Genomic DNA, 19376 nt, shown 5'->3' with positions numbered 1-19376 from the left:
CATGGTAGGTGCGCGCCAGGCACCGGGTGCGTCGGCGCCGTGCCATAGGGTCGGAGTCATGAGCGACGTCCTCGAGTTCGACGATGTCACGGTCCGCCGTGGCGCCACCACGCTGGTCGAGGGGATCGACTGGGAGATCGAGGAGGGGCAGCGCTGGGTCGTGCTGGGCCCCAACGGAGCCGGCAAGTCGACGCTGCTGCAGCTCGCGGCGGCGCGGATGCACCCGACGAGCGGGACCGCCAGCGTCCTCGGGGAGACCCTGGGGCGGGTGGACGTCTTCGAGCTGCGGCCGCGCATCGGCCTGGCGAGCGCGCTCACGGCCGAGCGGATCCCCGGCTCGGAGCGGGTCCGCGACGTCGTCCTCACCGCCTCCTACGCCGTCATCGGCCGGTGGCGGGAGTCGTACGACGAGCTCGACGCGGACCGGGCCGACGACCTGCTCGCGACCCTCGGGGTGGCTCACCTCGCCGACCGGACCTTCGGGACGCTCAGCGAGGGCGAGCGCAAGCGGGTCCAGATCGCGCGGGCGCTGATGGCCGACCCCGAGCTGATGCTCCTCGACGAGCCGGCGGCGGGGCTCGACCTCGGCGGCCGGGAGGACCTGGTGCGCCGGCTCGGCGAGCTGGCCGAGGACGTCATGGCGCCGGCCCTCGTGCTGGTCACCCACCACGTGGAGGAGATCCCGCCGGGGTTCACCGACGTGCTGCTGCTGCGCGACGGCATGGTGGTGGCCGCCGGGCCGCTCGAGATCACGCTGACGGAGGCCAACCTGTCCGAGACCTTCGGGCTCGACCTGGTCCTCGAGCAGCACGGCGAGCGGTGGGCCGCCCGCGCCCGCGCGTGAGCCCACCGTCGGCCCGGGCGCCGGGAGCCGCTGCGGCAGGGGAACCTTCCCCGGCCCCCGGACGTCCAACCAGTGCAGACCTACAGGGAGGTAGCCATGGAGTGGTTCGCTGACAACGGCTGGCTGGCCTGGGTGGGTCTGGCGCTCATCCTGGGGGCGATCGAGGCGGCCAGCGTCGACTTCTTCTTCCTCATGCTGGCGGGTGGCTCGCTCGCCGGCGCGGTCGCGGCGGCCCTCGGCGCCGGGCTCGCGGCGCAGGTGGTGGTGGCGGTGGCCGTGGCGCTGGTGCTCGTGCTCGCGGTGCGCCCCCTGGTCAAGCGCCGCTTCACCATCGCGCCGGACACCACGATCGGTGCCGGCGCCTACATCGGACGCGCGGCCCTCGTCACCGAGACGGTGACCACCACGAGCGGGCTCGTCAAGCTCGCGGGGGAGACGTGGACGGCGCGCACGGGGGCGGGGCAGCCCGCCATACCAGCCGGGCAGGAGGTCCGGGTGGTGTCCATCGAGGGGGCTACCGCTGTCGTCGCCGACGCCGCGGAGCGCCGGGAAGGCTTCTGACACATGGAGACCTTGATCGTCCTCGGTCTGCTGGTCGTGTTCGCGGTCGTGGTGATCGCGAAGACCATCAAGATCGTCCCGCAGCAGACCGCACTGATCATCGAGAGGCTCGGCAGCTACTCGCGCACCCTGACCGCCGGGCTGCACCTGCTGGTGCCGTTCTTCGACAAGGTGCGCGCCAACATCGACCTGCGCGAGCAGGTCGTGTCCTTCCCGCCGCAGCCGGTGATCACCAGCGACAACCTCGTGGTGTCCATCGACACCGTCATCTACTACTCCGTGATCGACGCCAAGTCGGCGGTCTACGAGATCGCCAACTTCATCCAGGGCATCGAGCAGCTCACGGTCACCACGCTGCGCAACGTCATCGGCTCGCTCGACCTGGAGCAGACGCTGACCAGCCGCGACCAGATCAACGCCCAGCTGCGCGGCGTCCTCGACGAGGCCACCGGCAAGTGGGGGATCCGGGTCAACCGGGTCGAGCTCAAGGCCATCGACCCGCCCCACTCGGTGCAGGACTCGATGGAGAAGCAGATGCGCGCCGAGCGTGACCGTCGCGCCGCGATCCTCACCGCCGAGGGCGTCAAGCAGTCGCAGATCCTCACCGCCGAGGGCGAGAAGCAGTCGCAGATCCTGCGCGCCGAGGGCTCGGCCCAGGCCCGGATCCTCGAGGCGCAGGGCCAGTCCCGCGCCATCACCCAGGTGTTCGAGGCGATCCACCGCGGCAAGCCGGACCAGAAGCTCCTCGCCTACCAGTACCTCCAGGTCCTGCCGCAGCTCGCCCGCGGCGACGCCAACAAGCTGTGGGTCATCCCGTCCGAGCTGACCGAGGCGCTCAAGGGCATCGGCTCCGCGCTGGGCGGCAACGACGGCAAGGGCGGCGGCTGGGACGACAGCGAGCCGTGGACGCCCGCCGACTCCGAGGCCTCCCGCGCAGCCTTCGACGACGTCGAGCTGCAGGACCCGGCGGAGGCTCTGCGCGAGGCCCGCAGCCAGGCTCAGGCCACCGAGCGTGAGGCCGAGGGGCACGCCCAGGAGCACGTGGGCCGCGGGTCGTATGCCGCCGCCCCCGGCTCCCGGGGTGACGGCCCCGCCGCGCCACCGGCGCAGCCCCAGGGCACCCCGCCCCCGGCCACGCAGGACCTGCCGGTGGTCGAGCCCCCGGCCGCGCCGCTGGACCCCGGCACGCCGCCGCCCGCGCCCGGCAGCGACCCCCGCTGACGGCGGGCGCCCGGCATACGGGCTGATGCCTGCGACACCCGGTCACCCCATAAGGTGACCGGGTGTCGCTGTGGGAAGCCGTCGTCGTGGTCCTGGCCGGTCTGGCCGCCGGGACCATCAACACCGTCGTCGGGTCGGGCACGCTGATCACCTTCCCGACGCTGCTGCTGCTCGGCATCCCACCTGTCTCGGCCAACATCTCCAACAGCCTCGGGCTGTGCGCGGCCGCCGTCACGAGCATCCCGGGGTTCCGGCCGCTGCTGGCCGGGCTGGGTGACCTGCTGCGCAGGTTCGTGCCGGCGGCGGTGCTGGGTGCCGTCGCGGGGGCGGTGCTGCTGCTGGTGCTGCCGGCGGAGGCCTTCCGGGTGATCGTGCCCGTCCTCATCGCGCTGGCGCTGGTGCTCGTCGTGCTGGGGCCCCGCATCAACCGGTGGACCCGCACCGCCCACCAGGACGCCGTGAGCCCGCGGCGGCTGCAGCTGGCCATCGGGGCGGTGGCGCTGACGAGCGTCTACGGCGGCTACTTCGGCGCGGCGCAGGGCATCATCCTGGTCTCGCTGCTGAGCCTGCTGGTGCCGCACCCGCTGCCGCAGGTCAACGCCCTCAAGGTGGTGCTGTCCAACCTCACCAACCTGGTCGCGGCCGTCGTCTTCATCGCCGTCGCCCGCGACCAGATGCGGTGGGACGTCGCGGCGCTCATCGCGCTCGGGGCGCTCGGCGGGGGCTGGCTCGGGTCCCGCATCGGCACCCGGATCTCCCCGTCGGCGCTGCGCGCGGCCATCGTGGTCGTGGGGGTGGCGGCCATCGTCAAGCTCGTGGCCTTCCCCTGACGAGTGGCTCACTAGACTTCCCCGGTGCCCACCTGGATCACCGACCCCGCCGACCCGCTCCTGCTCGACTACGTGGGGCTGACCGACGTGGCGCTGCGGCGGCGCACCGAGCCGGAGCGGGGGCTCTACATCGCCGAGAGCGAGAAGGTGATCCGCCGGGCGCTCGCCGCCGGGCACCGGCCGCGGTCCTTCCTGATGGCCGAGCGGTGGCTGACGGACCTGGCCGACCTGGTCGCCTGGGCCGAGCGCGAGCAGATCCCGGTGCACGTGGGCGCGCACCCGATCATCGAGGACCTCACCGGCTTCCACCTGCACCGCGGGGCCCTGGCGTCGATGCAGCGCCCCGAGCTGCCGGCGCTCGACCAGGTGCTGGACGGGGCTCGTCGCGTGGTGGTCCTCGAGGACATCGTCGACCACACCAACGTCGGCGCGATCTTCCGGTCCGCGGCGGCGCTGGGCGTCGACGCCGTGCTGGTGACGCCGCGGTGCGCCGACCCGCTCTACCGCCGCTCGATCCGCGTGTCGATGGGCACGGTCTTCCAGGTGCCGTGGACCCGCGTCGACCCGTGGCCAGGCGGGGTGGACCTGTTGCAGCAGCACGGTTTTCACGTGGCGGCGATGGCGCTGGCCGACGACGCCGTGTCCCTGGACGCGCTCGCCGCCGACCCGCCGCCCCGCCTGGCGGTGATCATGGGGACCGAGGGCGACGGCCTGTCCGCCCGCACCGTCGCCGGCGCCGACAGCGTGGTGCAGATCCCGATGGCCGGGGGAGTGGACTCGCTCAACGTCGCCGCCGCGTCGGCCGTCGCCATGTGGGCGCTGCGCGCTCCGGAGGACGCAACCGTTTCTGCACAAGGGAACTCGGCGCGCAGGACTCCGCCCGCGGGGTGAGGATCTGGGGCCATGAAACCTCTCGTGATCCGCAGCGCGCTGGTCGCCTCGCTCGGTGGGTTGATCTTCGGCTTCGACACCGCCGTGATCTCGGGCACGACCGACGCCCTCAAGACGCAGTTCTCGCTGTCCGACTCCGCGCTCGGCTGGGCCGTGGGCACGGCGCTGCTCGGCACCATCCTGGGCGCGCTGACCGCGGGGCAGCCCGCGGACCGGTTCGGCCGCAAGAAGGTGCTCTTCGTCATCGGCGCCCTCTACGTCGTGGGGGCCCTCGGCACGGCGCTCGCGCCAAGCATCGTCGTGCTGTCGATCTTCCGCTTCCTCGGCGGGATCGGTGTGGGGGCGGCGTCCGTGTGCGCCCCGATCTACACCGCCGAGATCGCGCCCGCCCGGGTCCGGGGTCGCCTCGTCGGCCTGGTGCAGTTCAACATCGTGCTCGGCATCCTGCTCGCCTACCTGTCCAACTACCTGGTCCGCATCATCGTCCACGACGAGGCGACCGACTGGCGCTGGATGTTCGGGGTCATGGCGGTGCCGTCCGTGATCTTCCTGCTGATGCTGGCGACCGTGCCCGAGACGCCGCGCTGGCTCATGGCCAACGGCCACCAGGAGGAGGGCCGGGAGGTCATCGGCCGGCTGACGCAGACCCGCGAGGAGGCGCAGACGCAGATCCGCGAGATCGACGCGTCGCTGGCCGACGCCGCCAACGCCCCCACGGTGCCGTTCTTCACGCGGGAGCACCGCAAGGTGATCCTGCTGGCCTTCATGATCGCGATGTTCAACCAGATGTCCGGCATCAACGCGATCCTCTACTACGCCCCCGAGGTGATGAAGAAGGCCGGCGCGTCCACCGACGCGGCGTTCCTGATGTCGGTGGCGGTCGGTTTCATGAACCTCATCGCCACGATGACCGCCCTGACCGTCATCGACAAGTTCGGGCGCAAGCGGCTGATGACGGTGGGATCGCTCGGCTACCTGGTGGGCCTGGGCTTCCTGTCGGGGCTGATGTTCTACTACGAGCGCGCCAAGGGCGGGCACTTCGACTCGACGTCCTCGGTGCTGGTGCTCGTGGGGCTCCTGGTCTTCATCGCGGCCCACGCCTTCGGGCAGGGCGCGGTGATCTGGGTCTTCATCTCCGAGATCTTCCCCAACCGGATCCGCGGCCGCGGCCAGTCGCTCGGCTCGCTCACGCACTGGGTCTTCGCGTGGCTCACCTCGACCTTCTTCCCGCCCATCATCGGGGCGCTGGGCGGCGGGGTGGCCTTCGCGATCTTCTTCCTGGCCATGGTCGGTCAGCTCTTCTGGGTGCTGCGGGTCATGCCGGAGACCAAGGGGGTCCCGCTCGAGGAGATGGAGGCCAGGCTGGGCCTGACCCACGACCCGCACGACTCGGGCGGCGGACCCACCCCGGTGATGCACTGAGCATGCGGTCGCCGATCGTCCTCAACCGGCCCTAGCGTCGTGGACATGACCGATACCCAGACCCCCGGCACGCCCGCCCTGCTCGTCGTCGACGTCCAGCGGGACGTCATTGCCGAGTCCATCCACCCCGAGGCGACCGTCGAGACCATCCGGGGGCTCGTCGAGCGGGCCCGGGCCCGCTCCGTGCCCGTGATCTGGGTGCGCCACCACGCGGACGAGGAGCTCGTCCTCGGCTCGGACGGCTGGCAGATCGTCCCCGAGCTCGACCCGGGCGAGGACCCCGTCGTCGAGAAGCGCTACGGCGACTCCTTCGCCGACACCGACCTGCAGGACCAGCTCCGCAGGGTCGGCGCCGACGGGGTCGTGCTGTGCGGCGCGCAGACCGACGCCTGCATCCGCGGCACGTTCTACGGCGCCCTCTACCGCGGCTACCCGGTGACCCTGGTCTCGGACGCGCACACCACCGGCGACCTGCGCCCGTGGGGCGCGCCCGTCGGACCCGAGGAGTCCATCGCCCTGCTCAACCTGTATGCCGAGAACACGTCGCTGCCCGGCGTCCGGGGGTCCGTGGTGACGGCGGCCGAGGCGTTCGGCGACTGACGCGGCGCGGGGCGCCCGGGGTCACCAGGACTGGTGCAGCGGGCGGCCCTCAGCGTAGCCGGACGAGCTCTGGATGCCCACGACCGCGCGGTCGTGGAACTCCGCGAGGGAGCGGGCGCCGGCATACGTGCAGGAGGAGCGCACGCCGGAGATGATCTCGTCGATCAGGTCCTCGACCGAGGGGCGGGCGGGGTCGACGTACATGCGCGCGGCGGAGATGCCCTCCTCGAAGAGCGCCTTGCGGGCGCGGTCGTAGCTGGACTCGCCGGCGGTGCGGTTGGCGACCGCGCGCTTGGACGCCATGCCGAAGGACTCCTTGTAGGCGCGGCCGTTGCTGTCGCGCTGCAGGTCGCCGGGGGACTCCAGGGTCCCGGCGAACCACGACCCGACCATCACGTTGGACGCGCCCGCCGCGAGGGCCAGGGCGACGTCGCGGGGGTGGCGGACACCGCCGTCGGCCCACACGTGCTTGCCGAGCTCGCGGGCCGCGGCGGCGCACTCGAGCACCGCGCCGAACTGCGGCCGCCCGACACCGGTCTGCATGCGCGTGGTGCACATGGCGCCCGGGCCGACGCCGACCTTGATGATGTCGGCGCCCGCCTCGACGAGGTCGCGCACGCCGTCGGCCGACACGACGTTGCCGGCGACCACGGGCACCTCGACACCGGCGGAGCGGACCGCGCGCAACGCCTCGATCATCTTGTCCTGGTGGCCGTGCGCGGTGTCGACGACGAGCAGGTCCGCGCCGGCGTCGACGAGGGCCCGGGCCTTGGCGGCGACGTCACCGTTGATCCCGACCGCCGCGGCGATCCGCAGCCGACCATGGGCGTCGGTGGCGGGGGTGTAGAGCGAGGCCCGCAGCGCGCCCTGGCGGGTCAGCAGCCCGACGAGGCGCCCCTGGTCGTCGACCACGGGCGCGAGCTTGCGGTGGTGCTCGTGCAGCCGCGCGAAGGCGTCACGCGGGCTGGTGCCCTCGGGGATGGTCAGCAGCTCGGTGCTCATGACCTCCGACAGCTGGGTGAACCGGTCGACCCCGGTCAGGTCGGCCTCGGTGACGAGCCCGACGGGCCGGTCGTCGACCTGCACGACCGCGGCGCCGTGCGCCCGCTTGGGCAGCAGGCCCAGCGCGTAGCCGCAGGTGTGGTGCGGCTTGACGGAGATGGGGGTGTCGTAGACGAGGTGGCGCGACTTCACGTCCGCGATCACCTCGGCGACGATGTCGACCGGGATGTCCTGCGGTATGACGACCAGCCCGCCCCGCCGCGCCACCGTCTCGGCCATGCGCCGTCCCGCGATCGCCGTCATGTTGGCGACGACCAGCGGGATCGTGGTGCCGCTGCCGTCGGTGGTGGACAAGTCCACGTCGAGCCGTGAGGTGACGGAGGACCGGGACGGCACCATGAAGACGTCGTCGTAGGTCAGGTCGAAGGCCGGCTCCAGGCCGTTGAGGAAGCGCACTCGTCCCAGTCTACGGAAAGTCCGGGCCGAGGCCGGGCCTCCTGCTCAGGACTCGGCGGGCACGGCATACATGCCGGTGATGACGGCCCGCGCCAGGGTGTGCGCCCCGATCGTGAAGCCGGTGGCCGCCCCGCTGGCCGTGTCGTCCAGGCCCAGGTCGTCGGTGTCCAGCGCGTGCACCGCGAAGATGTAGCGGTGCGCGCGGTCGCCGGCGGGCGGCGCGGCGCCGCCGAAGGCCTTGAGCCCGTAGTCGTTGGCCATCATGAAGGCGCCCTTGGGCAGGTGCCGGCCGCGCTCGGCGCCGGCGTCCTCGGCGAGCTCGGTGCAGTCGGCGGGCAGCCCGACGAGCAGCCAGTGCCAGAAGCCGCTCGGGGTCCGGGCGTCGGGGTCGAAGCAGGTGACGGCATACGACCGGGTCTCGGCCGGGGCGCCGCTCCACGAGAGCTGGGGGGAGCGGTTGTCGCCGTCCATCCCCCAGGAGTCGAAGGCCTGCGCCTCGGGCAGGTCCGCGCCGTCGGTGAAGGACTCGCTCGTGACGGTGAACGAGCCGACCTGGGGGAGCAGCTCGTAGGGGTCCGGGGCCATGGGTCGGTCGAGGGTGCTCATGGCCCGAGCCTATGCCGGACGCCCGCCGCCCGCACCCAGCGGCGACCCGCCGCAAAACCCGTGGTGGTGGCCGCGCCCGCTCGCCTAGCATCGTGCGACGTGACTGTGTCCGGCCGCCGTGCTCATCCCGCTGACCACCGCACCGTCACGTGGCGGCGACTCGCCACCCCGACCGCCGCCGCCGCGCTGCTCGCGCTGACGATCGGCGCGGTCGGGACCGCCCTCGGCACCGTCGTCGCGGGCCGGCTGGCCGAGCAGGTCTCGTGGGTCCTCGTCGCGGTGCTGGCCCTGTGCGTCGTCGGCGGCGCGGCCGTCGACACCCTCGGCCGCTGGCTGTGGGCGGCGGTCTCGGACCGGGCCGAGGGCCGGCTGCGCGACGACCTGCTCGACGCCGCGCTCGGCCAGCCGCTGCCGACCCTGTCCGAGCAGCCCGTCGGGGAGATCCTCGACCGCGTCGACGACGACACCCGCGAGGTCGGCTCGCTGGTGCGCATCCAGGTCTGGATGATGCTGCGGGCCCTCGTGTCCATCGTCCCCATGCTCGTCGTCGCCGGGTTCACGTGGTGGCCGTCGGTGCTGCTCTTCCCCGTCTTCGCCGTCGCCGCGGTGTGGTCGGTGCGCAGCCTGCTCGGCGAGATCGCCCGCCGCAAGGTGATCGAGGAGGCGGCGTGGACCGACCACGCCGCGGTCCTCGAGGAGGGCATCGCCGCCCAGGACGACCTGCGCACCAGCCTCGGGCAGGCCTTCGCGATCCGGCGTCTGGCCGGGCTGTCCGCCCGCGTCCACCAGCGGTTCTACGAGGTCCTGGTGCTCGAGCGGGACGTGACCCTGCGCACCGGGGTGATCCTGCACGCGCTGCTGGCCGCCGTCGCCGCCGTCGGGGTGCTGCTCGCCACGACCGGACGGCTGTCCGTCCCCCAGCTGGTCACGTTGTTCCTGATCACCGCGACGTTCGTCGGCTACATCGGACGCGTCGCCGACCAGCTCCCCGACCTGCAGGCGGGGCTGGGCGCGGTGCTGCGGCTGCGACAGCTGATGGCCGTCGAGCCCGAGCCGGCCGGCGGCCGCGAGCTGCCGCCCGGTCCGCTGAGCCTGGAGTTCCGGCACGCCAGCTTCGCCTACGACGAGGGCGCCTTCGCGCTGCGTGACGTCGACCTGACCGTCCCCGCGGGGCAGACGCTGGCGCTGGTCGGGCGCACCGGCTCCGGCAAGTCGACGCTCGCGTCGCTGGTCTCGCGCGCCGTGGACCCCCGGCCGGGCGAGGTCCTCCTCGGCGGGATCGACGTGCTGGAGCTCGACCTGCAGGCCCTGCGCCAGACCGTGGGCGTCGTCACCCAGCGCACCGAGATCCTCGCCGGCACCCTCGCGGAGAACATCGCGCTCTTCACCGACGTGCCCCGCGACCGGGTCGAGGCCGTCGTGGCCGAGCTCGGGCTCACCGACTGGGTCGCCGGCCTCGACGCGGGGATCGACACCCTGCTCGGCCCCGGCGGGACGGTCCTGTCCGCGGGCGAGGAGCAGCTGCTGGCCTTCGCCCGGCTGCTGATGCGCGACGTGCAGGTCGTGGTCCTCGACGAGGCGACCGCCCGGATGGACCCGCTGACCGAGGCCCGCGTCGTCGCCGCGTCCGAGCGCCTCCTGCAGGGCCGCACCGGCATCCTCATCGCCCACCGCCTCTCGACGATCGCCCGGGCCGACCTCGTCGCCGTCCTGGCCGGCGGCCAGGTGGTGCAGGCGGGGGAGCGGTCCCGGCTGGCCCGCGAGCCCGGGCCCTTCCGCAGCCTGCTCGAGGCCGCGCGGGAGACGGAGGTCCACGCCGCCGCCGCACCTCCGAGCGAGCCCGCGCCCGAGGAGACGCACGGCAGCACCCGCGTCGCCGGCCTCGGCACAGTCCGCCGCCGGGGCGAGCCTCCCGCGCCGCGCGACCCGGGGGACGGGTCGTCGCTGGCGCGCGGCATACGCAACGTGATCTCGGTCCGGCCGGCCTGGGGGCTGCTGGCGGTCGGGCTCTTCCTGCTCCACTCGCTCGGCGGCGCCATGGGCGCCCTGACCGGGTATGCGTGGGGGCACACCGTGCAGGCGCTGCAGGCCGGCGCGTCGCCGTGGTGGTGGCTGGTGCTCGTCGTGACCGTGGCGCTGCTGGGGCCGATCTCGCTCGCGGCGGCCGTGGTGCGCTATCCCCGCTGGTGGATCGAGGTGCTCCTGCGCGTGCGCATGGCGGTGCTGGTCGGCCAGACCGGGCAGCGACGCCTGGAGCGGGTGCCCGCCGGCGAGGTCGTGGCCCGGGCGATGGACTCCGACCGCTATGCGCGGTATGCCGACCGCTGGGTCGACTTCGTCAACGGGTTGCTGATCTGCCTGGTCACCGCGATCGCCGCCGGGACCTGGCTCGCCGGTCTCGTGCTGCTCGTCGTCATGGCCGCGTCCGCGACCGCGTCGGCGGTGGGCCGGCCGGTGGCGGGACGGTCCGCGGCGCGCGCGTCGGCGACCCGGGCGAGGTTCGGCCGGGTGCTGGTGTCCGTGCTGGAGTCGGCCCGGACCGTCAAGCTCGCCGGCCGCATGCCCGAGGTGCGCCGCCACCTGCGACGCGTCGATGCGGGCCGGGTCGCGGCCGCCGTGCGTGAGCACCAGGTTCAGGCGCTGCTCGACGGCGTCCCCACGGTGATGGTCCAGACCGGAGCCGTCGCCGCCTGGGTGGGCGTCCTGACCGGCCACTGGGGGCTCGCCACCGCACTGCTGGTCGTGAGCGCCGTCAACGGTTTCGACTGGTTCGGGCGGGTGGCGGGGGCCGTCGTCACGGAGGCCCCGGGCACCCGCGCCTGGCAGGTCGCCACCAGCCGTATGGCGGGCGGCACCGACCTCGTCCAGCTGCCCCCCGACGTCGACCTGGTGGCCGGCGAGGCGCCCGAGCCGGGGCCCACGCCTCGGGTGGCGCTGCAGCGGCTGTCGCTGCGCGGCCTGTCCGCGGTGCACGAGGACGGCACCCTGGGCATCGAGGACGTCGACCTGGACATCGACCGCGGCGAGCTCGTGCTGCTGCTCGGGCAGGTCGGGTCCGGCAAGTCCAGCCTGCTGCGCGCCGTCGCGGGACTCGCCGACCACCGCGGCTCGCTGCGCTGGAACGGCCAGGACGTCACCGACCCCGAGCTGTTCCTGCGCCCCGGGCAGGTCGCGTACGTCGGGCAGGTGCCGCGGGTGCTGTCGGGGACCTTCGCCGACAACGTGCGGCTCGGCTTCGACCGCGCCTTCGACAGCCCGATCGGGGTGGCGCGGCTGGAGCCCGACGTCGAGCAGGCCGGCGGGGCGCACTCGCTCGTCGGGCACCGCGGGGTGCGCCTGTCCGGCGGCCAGGTCCAGCGTCTCGCGCTGGCCCGCGCGGTCGCCGCCGACGCCGAGCTGCTGCTGGCCGACGACGTGTCGTCGGCGCTGGACGCCCGCACCGAGATCGAGCTGTGGCAGGCGCTGCGGTCCCGGTCGATGACGGTGGTCGGGGCGACCTCGAAGCGGGCGGCGCTGGCGCAGGCGGACCGCGTGGTCGTGGTGGTCGACGGGCGGGTGGCCGAGGTCGGGCCGTGGTCGTCGCTGGCCGACCGGTGGTCCCACCTGGCGGGGTGACGCACCTACCGGCGGCGGCGCGATCAGCCTGGGGAAGTACGGCTGGTCGATCCTCCTACCGGCGGCGGGTTTGCTGGGTCAGCGGACGAGGCGGTCGACCAGACCCGTGAGTTCGGCCGCGGGGTCGCGCGTCACGCCTCCGTGGGGCCGCGACGGCTGCAGCACCGTCGAGCGCGGCGCCTCCAGCCAGCCGAACCTCCGCCACGGGCGGGCGTCCTCGGGCAGCCCGGCCGCAGCCTCGCCGCGGCATACGGCCTGGACGGTGGCGAGGCTCGACCGCAGCGCGTCGAGGTCGAGGTCCGCGCAAAGCGCCCGCAACCGCGCCTCGTCCACGTGGACCACGGCGTCGAGGAAGCCGGCGTCCTGGCTGTAGAGCACGACCCCCACGTTGACGAATTCCTCGCGCTGGACCCGCGGCACGCACCGCAGCACGAGGTACTGGTAACCGAACCACTCGACGGGCGCCTGGTCCCGCGGCGCCACGTTGGTGCGCGGTGGCGTGCTCATCGGGTCCACCGCCGGCGCGCGTCCTGGGACCGCGCCAGGTCCGCAGGCCCCTCCGCCTGCGGCCCGCTCGGGGGTCCAGGGAGCCAGGCGGTCCGGTCGGTGAGCCGGGCCAGGAGCATCGAGACGTATGCCGCTCGCACGTCGGTCACCGTCTCGAGCCCGGGCTGGTCGGCGACGGGGGTGAGCCACGCGTCTGGCACCGCGTCGACCGCGGCGCGCAGCACCGACGGCGTCAGCAGCGCCGCGCACGCCTCGTCGACGCCGGCCAGGTCGCCGGCAGGCCCCCGCAGGATGTGCCTTTCCGCGTCGTAGGGCTGGGCGGCGAAACGCCCCGGGTCGACGCCGCGCGACGGCCACGAGTGGTGGAAGTAGAGCGCCGCGCCGTGGTCGATGGCCCACGTCTGCCCGTGCCAGACCAGCAGGTTGGGGTTGCTCCAGCTGCGGTCGACGTTGGCGGTGAAGGCGTCCAGCCACAGGATCCGGCCGGCCAGCGACGCCGAGGGCGGCCGCGACCCGTCGTACCCGAACGCACCGGGCAGGAAGTCGACCCCGAGGTTGGGCCCGATGCTGGCGGTGAGGACGTCCTGCACCTCCTCGTCGGCCTCGTACCTCGCGATTGGCGCCGGCAGGTCCAGCTCGACCAGGCGAGGGGTGGGCACCTCGAGGGCAGCCGCGAGCGCACTCACGATCACCTCGGCCACCAGCACCCGCGGGCCCTGGCCGGCGCCGGTCAGCTTGACGACGTAGGTGCCGTCGTCGGACGCCTCGACGAGGCCGGGCAGCGACCCTCCCTCGCGCAGGGGCAGGACGTAGCGGGTGGCCGTCGCCTGCGCGAGCGCGGTGGGCACGGTCATCGGCGGGCGACCGTCATACGAGATCGGCGTCCTTGGCGACCGCGTAGGTCTGGCGGGCGATCTCGCCCTCCTCGTCGGTCGGGATGACGAAGACGCGCACCCGCGATTCGGCGGTGGCGATGTCGTGGGCCTGCTTGGAACGGCCGGCGTTGAGCTCGGGGTCGACCTCGATGCCGAGGATGCCGAGGCCCTCGGTCGCCATGCGCCGCACGACGACGGAGTTCTCGCCGATGCCGCCGGTGAAGGCGATGGCGTCGAGCGACCCCATGGCGGCGGCGTAGGCGCCGATGTACTTCTTGAGCCGGTAGGTCGACACCTCTTGCGCGAGGCGGGCACGGTCGTCGCCGGAGGCGCGCAGGTCCTCCACGTCGCGGCTGTCGCTGTGCCCGGTCAGGCCCTTGAGCCCCGACTCCTTGTAGAGCGCGTGGTCGACCTCCTCCATGGTCAGGCCGGCGGCGCGGACCATGTGCATCGGGATCGCGGGATCGATGTCGCCGCTGCGGGTGCCCATGACCAGGCCCTCGAGCGGGGTGAGGCCCATCGACGTGTCGATGCTGACGCCGCCCTGGACGGCGGTGACGGAGGCACCGTTGCCGAGGTGCAGGACGATGACGCTGACCTCGCTCGGGTCCTTGCCGAGCATCCGCGCGGCCTCCTGCGAGACGTAGAGGTGCGAGGTGCCGTGGAAGCCGTAGCGCCGCACGCCGTGCTGCTCGCGCCACGTGTGCGGGACGGCGTAGGTGTAGGCGTAGTCCGGCATCGTCTGGTGGAAGGCGGTGTCGAAGACGCCCACCTGCGGCAGGTCGGGAAAGAGCTCGAGCGCGGCGCGCAGCCCGACGAGGTTGGCGGGGTTGTGCAGCGGCGCGAGCGGCGTCAGCTCGTCGAGCGCGTCCAGCAGCTCGTCGGTGACCAGGACGGCGTCGCTGAACTTCTCGCCGCCGTGGACGACGCGGTGGCCGACGGCGACGAGCTCGGCGTCGGCGAGCCGCGGCCCGACCCGGTCGAACATCTCGATCGCGGCGGCGATGGCGGCCTTGTGGTCGGGGCAGTCGATGGTCTTGGCGACCTTGTCGCCGCCGCCGGTGTGGGTGATCTTGGCGCTCGGCAGCCCGATCGCCTCGACCAGCCCGACGGCGAGCACGTCACGCGTGCCGACCTGGACGAGCTGGTACTTCAGGGAGGACGACCCGGCGTTGAGGACGAGGACGGACGGCATGGTCAGCGGCTCCCTAGTGGGCGTCGCCCGGCTGGGCGGTCGGGGCGGGCAGGGTGGACTGTATGGCGGTGATCGCGACCGTGTTGACGATGTCGCGCAGGGTCGCCCCGCGGGACAGGTCGTTGACGGGCTTGCGCAGCCCCTGGAGCACCGGCCCGATGGCGACGGCGCCGGCGGTCCGCTGCACGGCCTTGTAGGTGTTGTTGCCGGTGTTGAGGTCCGGGAAGATCAGCACGGTGGCGTGGCCGGCGACGGGGGAGCCGGGCGCCTTCTGCTGGCCGACGGTCGGGTCCACCGCGGCGTCGAACTGGATCGGCCCCTCGACGAGCAGCTCGGGCGCGCGGCGTCGCACGATCTCGGTGGCCTGGCGGACCTTGTCGACGTCGGCCCCGGAGCCGGAGGTGCCGGTGGAGTAGGACAGCATCGCGACCCGCGGCTCGACGCCGAACGCCGCAGCGGTCTGGGCCGAGGAGATCGCGATGTCGGCGAGCTGCTCGGCGTCGGGGTCGGGGTTGACGGCGCAGTCGCCATACACCGTCACGTGGTCCTTGAGGCACATCAGGAAGCTCGAGCTGACCACGGAGACACCGGGGTTGGTCTTGACGACCTCGAGCGCGGGGCGGATCGTGTGGGCGGTGGTGTTGACGGCGCCGGAGACCATGCCGTCGGCCTCGCCCATCAGCACCATCATCGTGCCGAAGTAGGACGGGTCGACCACGACCTCGCGGGCCCGCTCGACGGTCATGCCCTTGTGCGCCCGCAGCTCGGCGTAGCGCGCCGCGAAGCGTTCGACGTGGTCGGGGTCGTGCGGGTCGATGATCTGCGCGCCGCTCAGGTCGACCCCGATCTCGCGGGCGCGGGCCTGCAGCTCGTCGGCGACGCCGAGCAGCGTGATCCGCACGGTGCCGCGGCGGAGCAGGATCTCGGTGGCGCGCAGGATCCGGTCGTCCTGGCCCTCGGGCAGCACGATGTGCCGGTCGGCGGCCTTGGCCTGCTCGAGCAGCTGGTGCTCGAACATCAGCGGCGTCACGATCGACGGCGCGGGGACCGCGAGGTGGGCGAGCAGCGCGTCGGCGTCGACGTGCTCGGTGAAGAGCTGGACGGCCGTGGCGATCTTGCGGCTCGCCGTGGGGGTCATCCGGCCGCGCACCTCGGCGAGGCGCATCACGGTGTCGTGGGTGCCGCCGTGGGTGGTGATGATCGGCAGGCGGCTGCCGAGACCGTCGATGAGGCGCCGCACCTGCGGGGGCAGCTCGAAACCACCGTTGAGCATCACGCCGGCGATCGTCGGGAAGGTGCTCGACTGGTGCGCGAGCAGCACGCTGAGCAGCACGTCGGCGCGGTCGCCGGGGGTGAGCACCAGCGACTCCTCGAGCAGCCGGTCCAGCACGTTGGGCATGGTCATGGCCGCGGTGACGAAGGCGAGCGCCTCGCGGTCCAGCAGCGCCTCGTCGCCGGAGATCAGGACCCCGTCGGTGGCCTGCAGCAGGTCGCGCACCGTGGGCGCGGAGAGCAGGGGGGAGGCCGGGATGACGTATGTCGGGAGCCCGTCCAGCGCGGGCACCGTCTCGACGGCGTGGCGGAGCCCGTCGGCGGTCCCGGGGTCGGCGCGGTTGAGCACGACGGCCAGCGGCGTGGCGACGTTGCTGCGCAGCTCGCCGAGGGCCATCTCGACCACCGTGGCGACGTCGGCGGCGGGCAGGCCGTGGGCGCCGACGACCAGCAGCACCGGGGCGGCGAGGTTGGCCGCGACGCGGGCGTTGAAGGAGAACTCGGTGGGGCTCGTGACGTCGGTGAAGTCGGACCCGAGGATGACGACGACGTCGCAGCGGGCCTGGACCTCGTGGAACCTCTCGACGATGCGCCCCAGCGCGGCGTCCGCGTCGTGGTGCACGTCCTCGTAGGAGACGCCGACCGCCTCGGCGGGGGACAGCGGCACCGACGCGTGCGCCAGCACCGTGGCCAGCACGGTGTCGTCCTCGGGCACCCCCTCGGTGACCGGTCGGTAGACCCCGACCCGCGCGTAGCGCTTGGTCAGGTGCTCGAGCAGCCCGAGGGCCACCGCGGACTTGCCGCTGTGGCCCTCGGCGGACGCGACGTAGACGCTGGTCTCCACGGGGACGAGAGTACCGGCCGGGTGGTGGCGGGGCTCGGCTGGGTCGCTGCTCGGCGGGGTCGCTGCTCGGCCTAGGGCCGTCCCGTCTCAGCGGTCGAGCCGGAAGTCCCTCCCGGAGACCTCGTCGAGGTCCACGTGCACGAAGACCTCCTTGCGGGTGTCGACCCAGGGGTGCAGGCCGAGCTCCTCGAGCTGGTCGGCCTCGTCCATGCTGTGCACCACGTGGGCGTCGCCCTTGCCGATGACGCTCCAGGCGTGGTCCGCGCCGACCTCGTCGATCTCCACGGCGACGCGGGACTGCACGACCAGGGACGCGAGCTTGCCGCCCTCGGCGGTGCGGAAGACCAGCCGGTCGTCGACGACCACGTAGTTGATCGGCGTGATCTGGACGTCCCCGACCGCCGCCGTCGCGAGCCGGCCGAAGGTGGTGCCCCGCAGCCGTTCCCAGCACTCGTCCTCGGACATCTGGCGCACGGGATCACGGTCATCGTTCATGGCTCCATCCAACGCCCGCCCGCCCCGGCTGTCGACCGGTGGCGCGTGTCTGGTCGGACACGTCTACAGGTCCCCGGGCTCGGGGTACGCCACCACCCATGAGCGACCAGCAGCCTCGCCCCGGAGACGTCCCCAGCTATCCCTCCCGTCCCCAGTCGGGCGGCGGTGCGTATGACGACCCCTACGCCGCCGAGCAGCAGCGTTCCGGAGGGCGGCTGTTTCCCTTCCCCTCGTGGACGACGCGCACCCGCAGCGGCTCGACCGTGACCGTCGGCGGCTGCTGCCTGCCGCTGCCTATCGGGTGCCTGGCGACCACGCTGACGGTCGGCGCGATCGCCGCCACCCGGGTCGTGCGGCACGTCCGCCGCTGAGCACGCGACGCCGGGCGGGCCGCCGATGACGTAGAGTGATCGGGCGGCCTGCCCAGCCTCGCCTCGGGTCGCAGGTGCGTCGGCTGGTGTCCGTTCCCGGCCCGACCTCCCCGGAGATGTCCCGGTGCCCCGGCGGGGCGGACGCCCCCGTCATACGGAGACCTTGTGACCATCGATGCCTTTGCGCGCCTCGGCGTGCCCACCTCGCTCACCGCGGAGCTCGCGAAGCGGGGGATCACCGAGCCGACGCCCATCCAGGCGGTGACGCTGCCCGACTCGCTGGCCGGGCGTGACGTGCTCGGCCGGGGCCGGACCGGCTCCGGCAAGACCTATGCCTTCCTGCTGCCGGTGCTGGCGCGGCTCGGGTCGTCGCGGACCAGGCGGCAGGCGCGTCGGCCGCGCGCCCTGGTGCTCGCGCCGACCCGTGAGCTGGCCACCCAGATCGAGACTGCGGCGCTGCCGCTGGCGCAGGCCACGGGGATGCGCACCCTCACCGTCTTCGGCGGGGTCGGGCAGGGGCCGCAGGTGTCCGCGCTGGAGCGGGGCGTCGACCTGCTCATCGCCTGCCCCGGCCGGCTGCAGGACCTCGCCCAGCAGGGTCTCGTCGACCTCGGGTCCATCGAGATCACGGTGCTCGACGAGGCCGATCACATGGCCGACCTCGGATTCCTGCCGACGGTGCGCAAGATCCTCGACCGCACCCCCGAGCGTGGGCAGCGGATGCTCTTCTCCGCGACGCTGGACGCCGGGGTCGACGTGCTCGCCAAGAGGTACCTGCACGACCCGGTCACCCACCACGCCGACTCGGCGCAGTCGCCGGTGTCCGCGATGGAGCACCACGTGCTGCACGTGACCGCCGACGACCACCTCCCCGTGCTCGTCGACCTGACGGCCGGACCGGGACGCTCCGTGGTCTTCACCCGCACGAAGTACCGCGCCAAGAAGCTCGCCCGCCAGCTCAACCGCTCCGGCGTCCCCGCCGTCGAGCTGCACGGCAACCTGGGCCAGGGCGCCCGCACCCGCAACCTCGACGCCTTCCACTCCGGCGACGTGGAGACGCTGGTCGCGACCGACATCGCGGCGCGGGGCATCCACGTCGACGACGTCACCCTCGTGATCCACGCCGACCCGCCCGTCGAGCACAAGGCCTATCTGCACCGCTCGGGTCGCACCGCGCGCGCCGGCGCCGCCGGGACCGTCGTCACGATGATGCTGGACGACCAGGTCAAGGACGTCCGCGACCTGGCCCGCGCCGCGGGGATCAAGCCCACGACGACGCGTGTCGGGCCCGACCACGCTCTCCTGCGTCGCCTGGTCCCGGGGGAGCGCACGTATGCCGCCGCCACCGACGCTGCCGTGTCGGCGCCCGAGGCCCAGCAGGGGTCCGGCCGGCGCGGTGGTCGCGTGGGCGGGTCCCGCTCGGGTGGCGGCAGCCGACAGGGCGGCGCACGTCAGGGCGGCGGCAACCGGTCCGGCCAGTCGCAGGGCCGCCGCCAGGGCTCCGGGTCCGGTGCGGCGCAGGGCGGCTCCGGCTCGCGCCAAGGCGGTCAGCAGCGCCAGCAGCGCCAGCAGGCGAGTGGCCAGGCCCGTCAGGGTGCGTCCGGCGGCGGCTCCCGTGGCGGCGCCCGTCCGGCTCGCAGCGGGGGTGCGGCAGCCTTCTCGGCCGGCTCGTCTGCGGGGCGCCGCGGCCGCTGACCTCCACGGTCGCTGGTGGCCCGGGAGATTCGGACATCGGGCGGCGGTCTGCTAGAGTTTCACGTCGTTGCCCC

Annotated in this window: 17 protein-coding genes; 10 read left to right on the top strand and 7 right to left on the bottom strand. The window is 73.4% G+C overall.

Annotated features, from left to right (window positions below):
- The first annotated feature begins 58 nt into the window (after nt 1–58).
- The 7 genes from ADJ73_RS12855 (at nt 59) to ADJ73_RS12825 (ending at nt 6369) form a co-directional block, all read left to right on the top strand.
- Nucleotides 59–844 carry an ABC transporter ATP-binding protein gene (locus tag ADJ73_RS12855; protein ID WP_050348593.1) on the top strand — a complete coding sequence of 262 codons (786 nt, stop codon included), beginning with the start codon at nt 59–61 and terminating at the stop codon, nt 842–844.
- Between the two features lie 96 nt (nt 845–940).
- Nucleotides 941–1405 carry an NfeD family protein gene (locus ADJ73_RS12850; RefSeq protein WP_050348592.1) on the top strand — a complete coding sequence of 155 codons (465 nt, stop codon included), beginning with the start codon at nt 941–943 and terminating at the stop codon, nt 1403–1405.
- Between the two features lie 3 nt (nt 1406–1408).
- Nucleotides 1409–2626 carry an SPFH domain-containing protein gene (locus ADJ73_RS12845; RefSeq protein WP_050348591.1) on the top strand — a complete coding sequence of 406 codons (1218 nt, stop codon included), beginning with the start codon at nt 1409–1411 and terminating at the stop codon, nt 2624–2626.
- 62 nt (nt 2627–2688) lie between these two features.
- Nucleotides 2689–3456, top strand: a complete 768-nt coding sequence (locus ADJ73_RS12840; RefSeq protein ID WP_050348590.1) for a sulfite exporter TauE/SafE family protein — start codon at nt 2689–2691, stop codon at nt 3454–3456.
- A 24-nt stretch (nt 3457–3480) separates the two neighbouring features.
- The gene (locus ADJ73_RS12835) at nt 3481–4347 is read left to right on the top strand and encodes a TrmH family RNA methyltransferase (RefSeq protein ID WP_050348589.1); all 867 of its coding nucleotides are present in this window, start codon (nt 3481–3483) and stop codon (nt 4345–4347) included.
- A 12-nt stretch (nt 4348–4359) separates the two neighbouring features.
- Nucleotides 4360–5769 carry a sugar porter family MFS transporter gene (locus ADJ73_RS12830; protein ID WP_050348588.1) on the top strand — a complete coding sequence of 470 codons (1410 nt, stop codon included), beginning with the start codon at nt 4360–4362 and terminating at the stop codon, nt 5767–5769.
- Between the two features lie 45 nt (nt 5770–5814).
- Nucleotides 5815–6369, top strand: coding sequence for an isochorismatase family protein (locus ADJ73_RS12825; protein ID WP_050348587.1), 555 nt, complete (start codon nt 5815–5817; stop codon nt 6367–6369).
- Nucleotides 6370–6390: 21 nt separating this feature from the next.
- Here ADJ73_RS12825 and ADJ73_RS12820 read toward each other — a convergent pair whose 3' ends face one another.
- Together ADJ73_RS12820 and ADJ73_RS12815 are read right to left on the bottom strand one after the other, a co-directional pair.
- Complete coding sequence (locus ADJ73_RS12820) at nt 6391–7827, bottom strand: GuaB1 family IMP dehydrogenase-related protein (RefSeq protein ID WP_050348586.1); 1437 nt, start codon at nt 7825–7827, stop codon at nt 6391–6393.
- A 45-nt stretch (nt 7828–7872) separates the two neighbouring features.
- Nucleotides 7873–8433: a YbhB/YbcL family Raf kinase inhibitor-like protein gene (locus tag ADJ73_RS12815; protein WP_050348585.1), complete on the bottom strand. Its 561-nt coding sequence runs from the start codon at nt 8431–8433 to the stop codon at nt 7873–7875.
- 99 nt (nt 8434–8532) lie between these two features.
- Here ADJ73_RS12815 and ADJ73_RS12810 point away from each other — a divergent pair, with 99 nt between their 5' ends.
- The gene (locus tag ADJ73_RS12810; RefSeq protein ID WP_050348584.1) at nt 8533–12048 is read left to right on the top strand and encodes an ATP-binding cassette domain-containing protein; all 3516 of its coding nucleotides are present in this window, start codon (nt 8533–8535) and stop codon (nt 12046–12048) included.
- Nucleotides 12049–12126: 78 nt separating this feature from the next.
- Here the strand turns inward: ADJ73_RS12810 and ADJ73_RS12805 are convergent, their stop codons facing one another.
- The 5 genes from ADJ73_RS12805 to ADJ73_RS12785 form a co-directional block, all read right to left on the bottom strand.
- On the bottom strand, nt 12127–12555 hold the full coding sequence (locus ADJ73_RS12805; RefSeq protein ID WP_082177176.1) for a DUF3037 domain-containing protein: 429 nt from the start codon (nt 12553–12555) through the stop codon (nt 12127–12129).
- Nucleotides 12552–13409, bottom strand: a complete 858-nt coding sequence (locus ADJ73_RS12800; protein ID WP_253272574.1) for a HipA family kinase — start codon at nt 13407–13409, stop codon at nt 12552–12554. The genes ADJ73_RS12805 and ADJ73_RS12800 overlap by 4 nt, the downstream gene beginning before the upstream one ends.
- A 13-nt stretch (nt 13410–13422) precedes the next feature.
- Nucleotides 13423–14625 carry an acetate/propionate family kinase gene (locus tag ADJ73_RS12795; RefSeq protein WP_050348583.1) on the bottom strand — a complete coding sequence of 401 codons (1203 nt, stop codon included), beginning with the start codon at nt 14623–14625 and terminating at the stop codon, nt 13423–13425.
- 13 nt (nt 14626–14638) lie between these two features.
- The gene (gene pta / locus ADJ73_RS12790) at nt 14639–16741 is read right to left on the bottom strand and encodes a phosphate acetyltransferase (RefSeq protein ID WP_050348582.1); all 2103 of its coding nucleotides are present in this window, start codon (nt 16739–16741) and stop codon (nt 14639–14641) included.
- 87 nt (nt 16742–16828) lie between these two features.
- Nucleotides 16829–17236 (bottom strand): pyridoxamine 5'-phosphate oxidase family protein, encoded by a 408-nt coding sequence (locus ADJ73_RS12785; protein ID WP_050348581.1) that lies wholly within the window; start codon nt 17234–17236, stop codon nt 16829–16831.
- A 98-nt stretch (nt 17237–17334) separates the two neighbouring features.
- Here ADJ73_RS12785 and ADJ73_RS12780 point away from each other — a divergent pair, with 98 nt between their 5' ends.
- Together ADJ73_RS12780 and ADJ73_RS12775 are read left to right on the top strand one after the other, a co-directional pair.
- A complete protein-coding gene (locus ADJ73_RS12780) occupies nt 17335–17607 on the top strand; it encodes a hypothetical protein (RefSeq protein ID WP_050348580.1) in 273 nt (90 codons plus the stop codon).
- A 165-nt stretch (nt 17608–17772) separates the two neighbouring features.
- On the top strand, nt 17773–19302 hold the full coding sequence (locus ADJ73_RS12775; protein ID WP_050348579.1) for a DEAD/DEAH box helicase: 1530 nt from the start codon (nt 17773–17775) through the stop codon (nt 19300–19302).
- Nucleotides 19303–19376: the final 74 nt, after the last annotated feature.

Origin of the sequence: Arsenicicoccus sp. oral taxon 190 (assembly GCF_001189535.1) — a bacterium.
In the GTDB taxonomy this organism is placed as follows: Bacteria; Actinomycetota; Actinomycetes; order Actinomycetales; family Dermatophilaceae; genus Arsenicicoccus.
Note: the sequence above shows the minus strand (reverse complement) of the source record. Positions and strands in the feature narration are given on the sequence as shown.

Coding starts and splice junctions, on each gene's coding strand:
- ADJ73_RS12830 (WP_050348588.1), top strand. CDS start 4,360: ATGAAACCTCTCGTGATCCGCAGCGCGCTGGTCGCCTCGCTCGGTGGG.
- ADJ73_RS12815 (WP_050348585.1), bottom strand. CDS start 8,433: ATGAGCACCCTCGACCGACCCATGGCCCCGGACCCCTACGAGCTGCTC.
- ADJ73_RS12780 (WP_050348580.1), top strand. CDS start 17,335: ATGAGCGACCAGCAGCCTCGCCCCGGAGACGTCCCCAGCTATCCCTCC.
- ADJ73_RS12825 (WP_050348587.1), top strand. CDS start 5,815: ATGACCGATACCCAGACCCCCGGCACGCCCGCCCTGCTCGTCGTCGAC.
- ADJ73_RS12845 (WP_050348591.1), top strand. CDS start 1,409: ATGGAGACCTTGATCGTCCTCGGTCTGCTGGTCGTGTTCGCGGTCGTG.
- ADJ73_RS12785 (WP_050348581.1), bottom strand. CDS start 17,236: ATGAACGATGACCGTGATCCCGTGCGCCAGATGTCCGAGGACGAGTGC.
- ADJ73_RS12850 (WP_050348592.1), top strand. CDS start 941: ATGGAGTGGTTCGCTGACAACGGCTGGCTGGCCTGGGTGGGTCTGGCG.
- ADJ73_RS12800 (WP_253272574.1), bottom strand. CDS start 13,409: ATGACCGTGCCCACCGCGCTCGCGCAGGCGACGGCCACCCGCTACGTC.
- ADJ73_RS12805 (WP_082177176.1), bottom strand. CDS start 12,555: ATGAGCACGCCACCGCGCACCAACGTGGCGCCGCGGGACCAGGCGCCC.
- ADJ73_RS12795 (WP_050348583.1), bottom strand. CDS start 14,625: ATGCCGTCCGTCCTCGTCCTCAACGCCGGGTCGTCCTCCCTGAAGTAC.
- ADJ73_RS12855 (WP_050348593.1), top strand. CDS start 59: ATGAGCGACGTCCTCGAGTTCGACGATGTCACGGTCCGCCGTGGCGCC.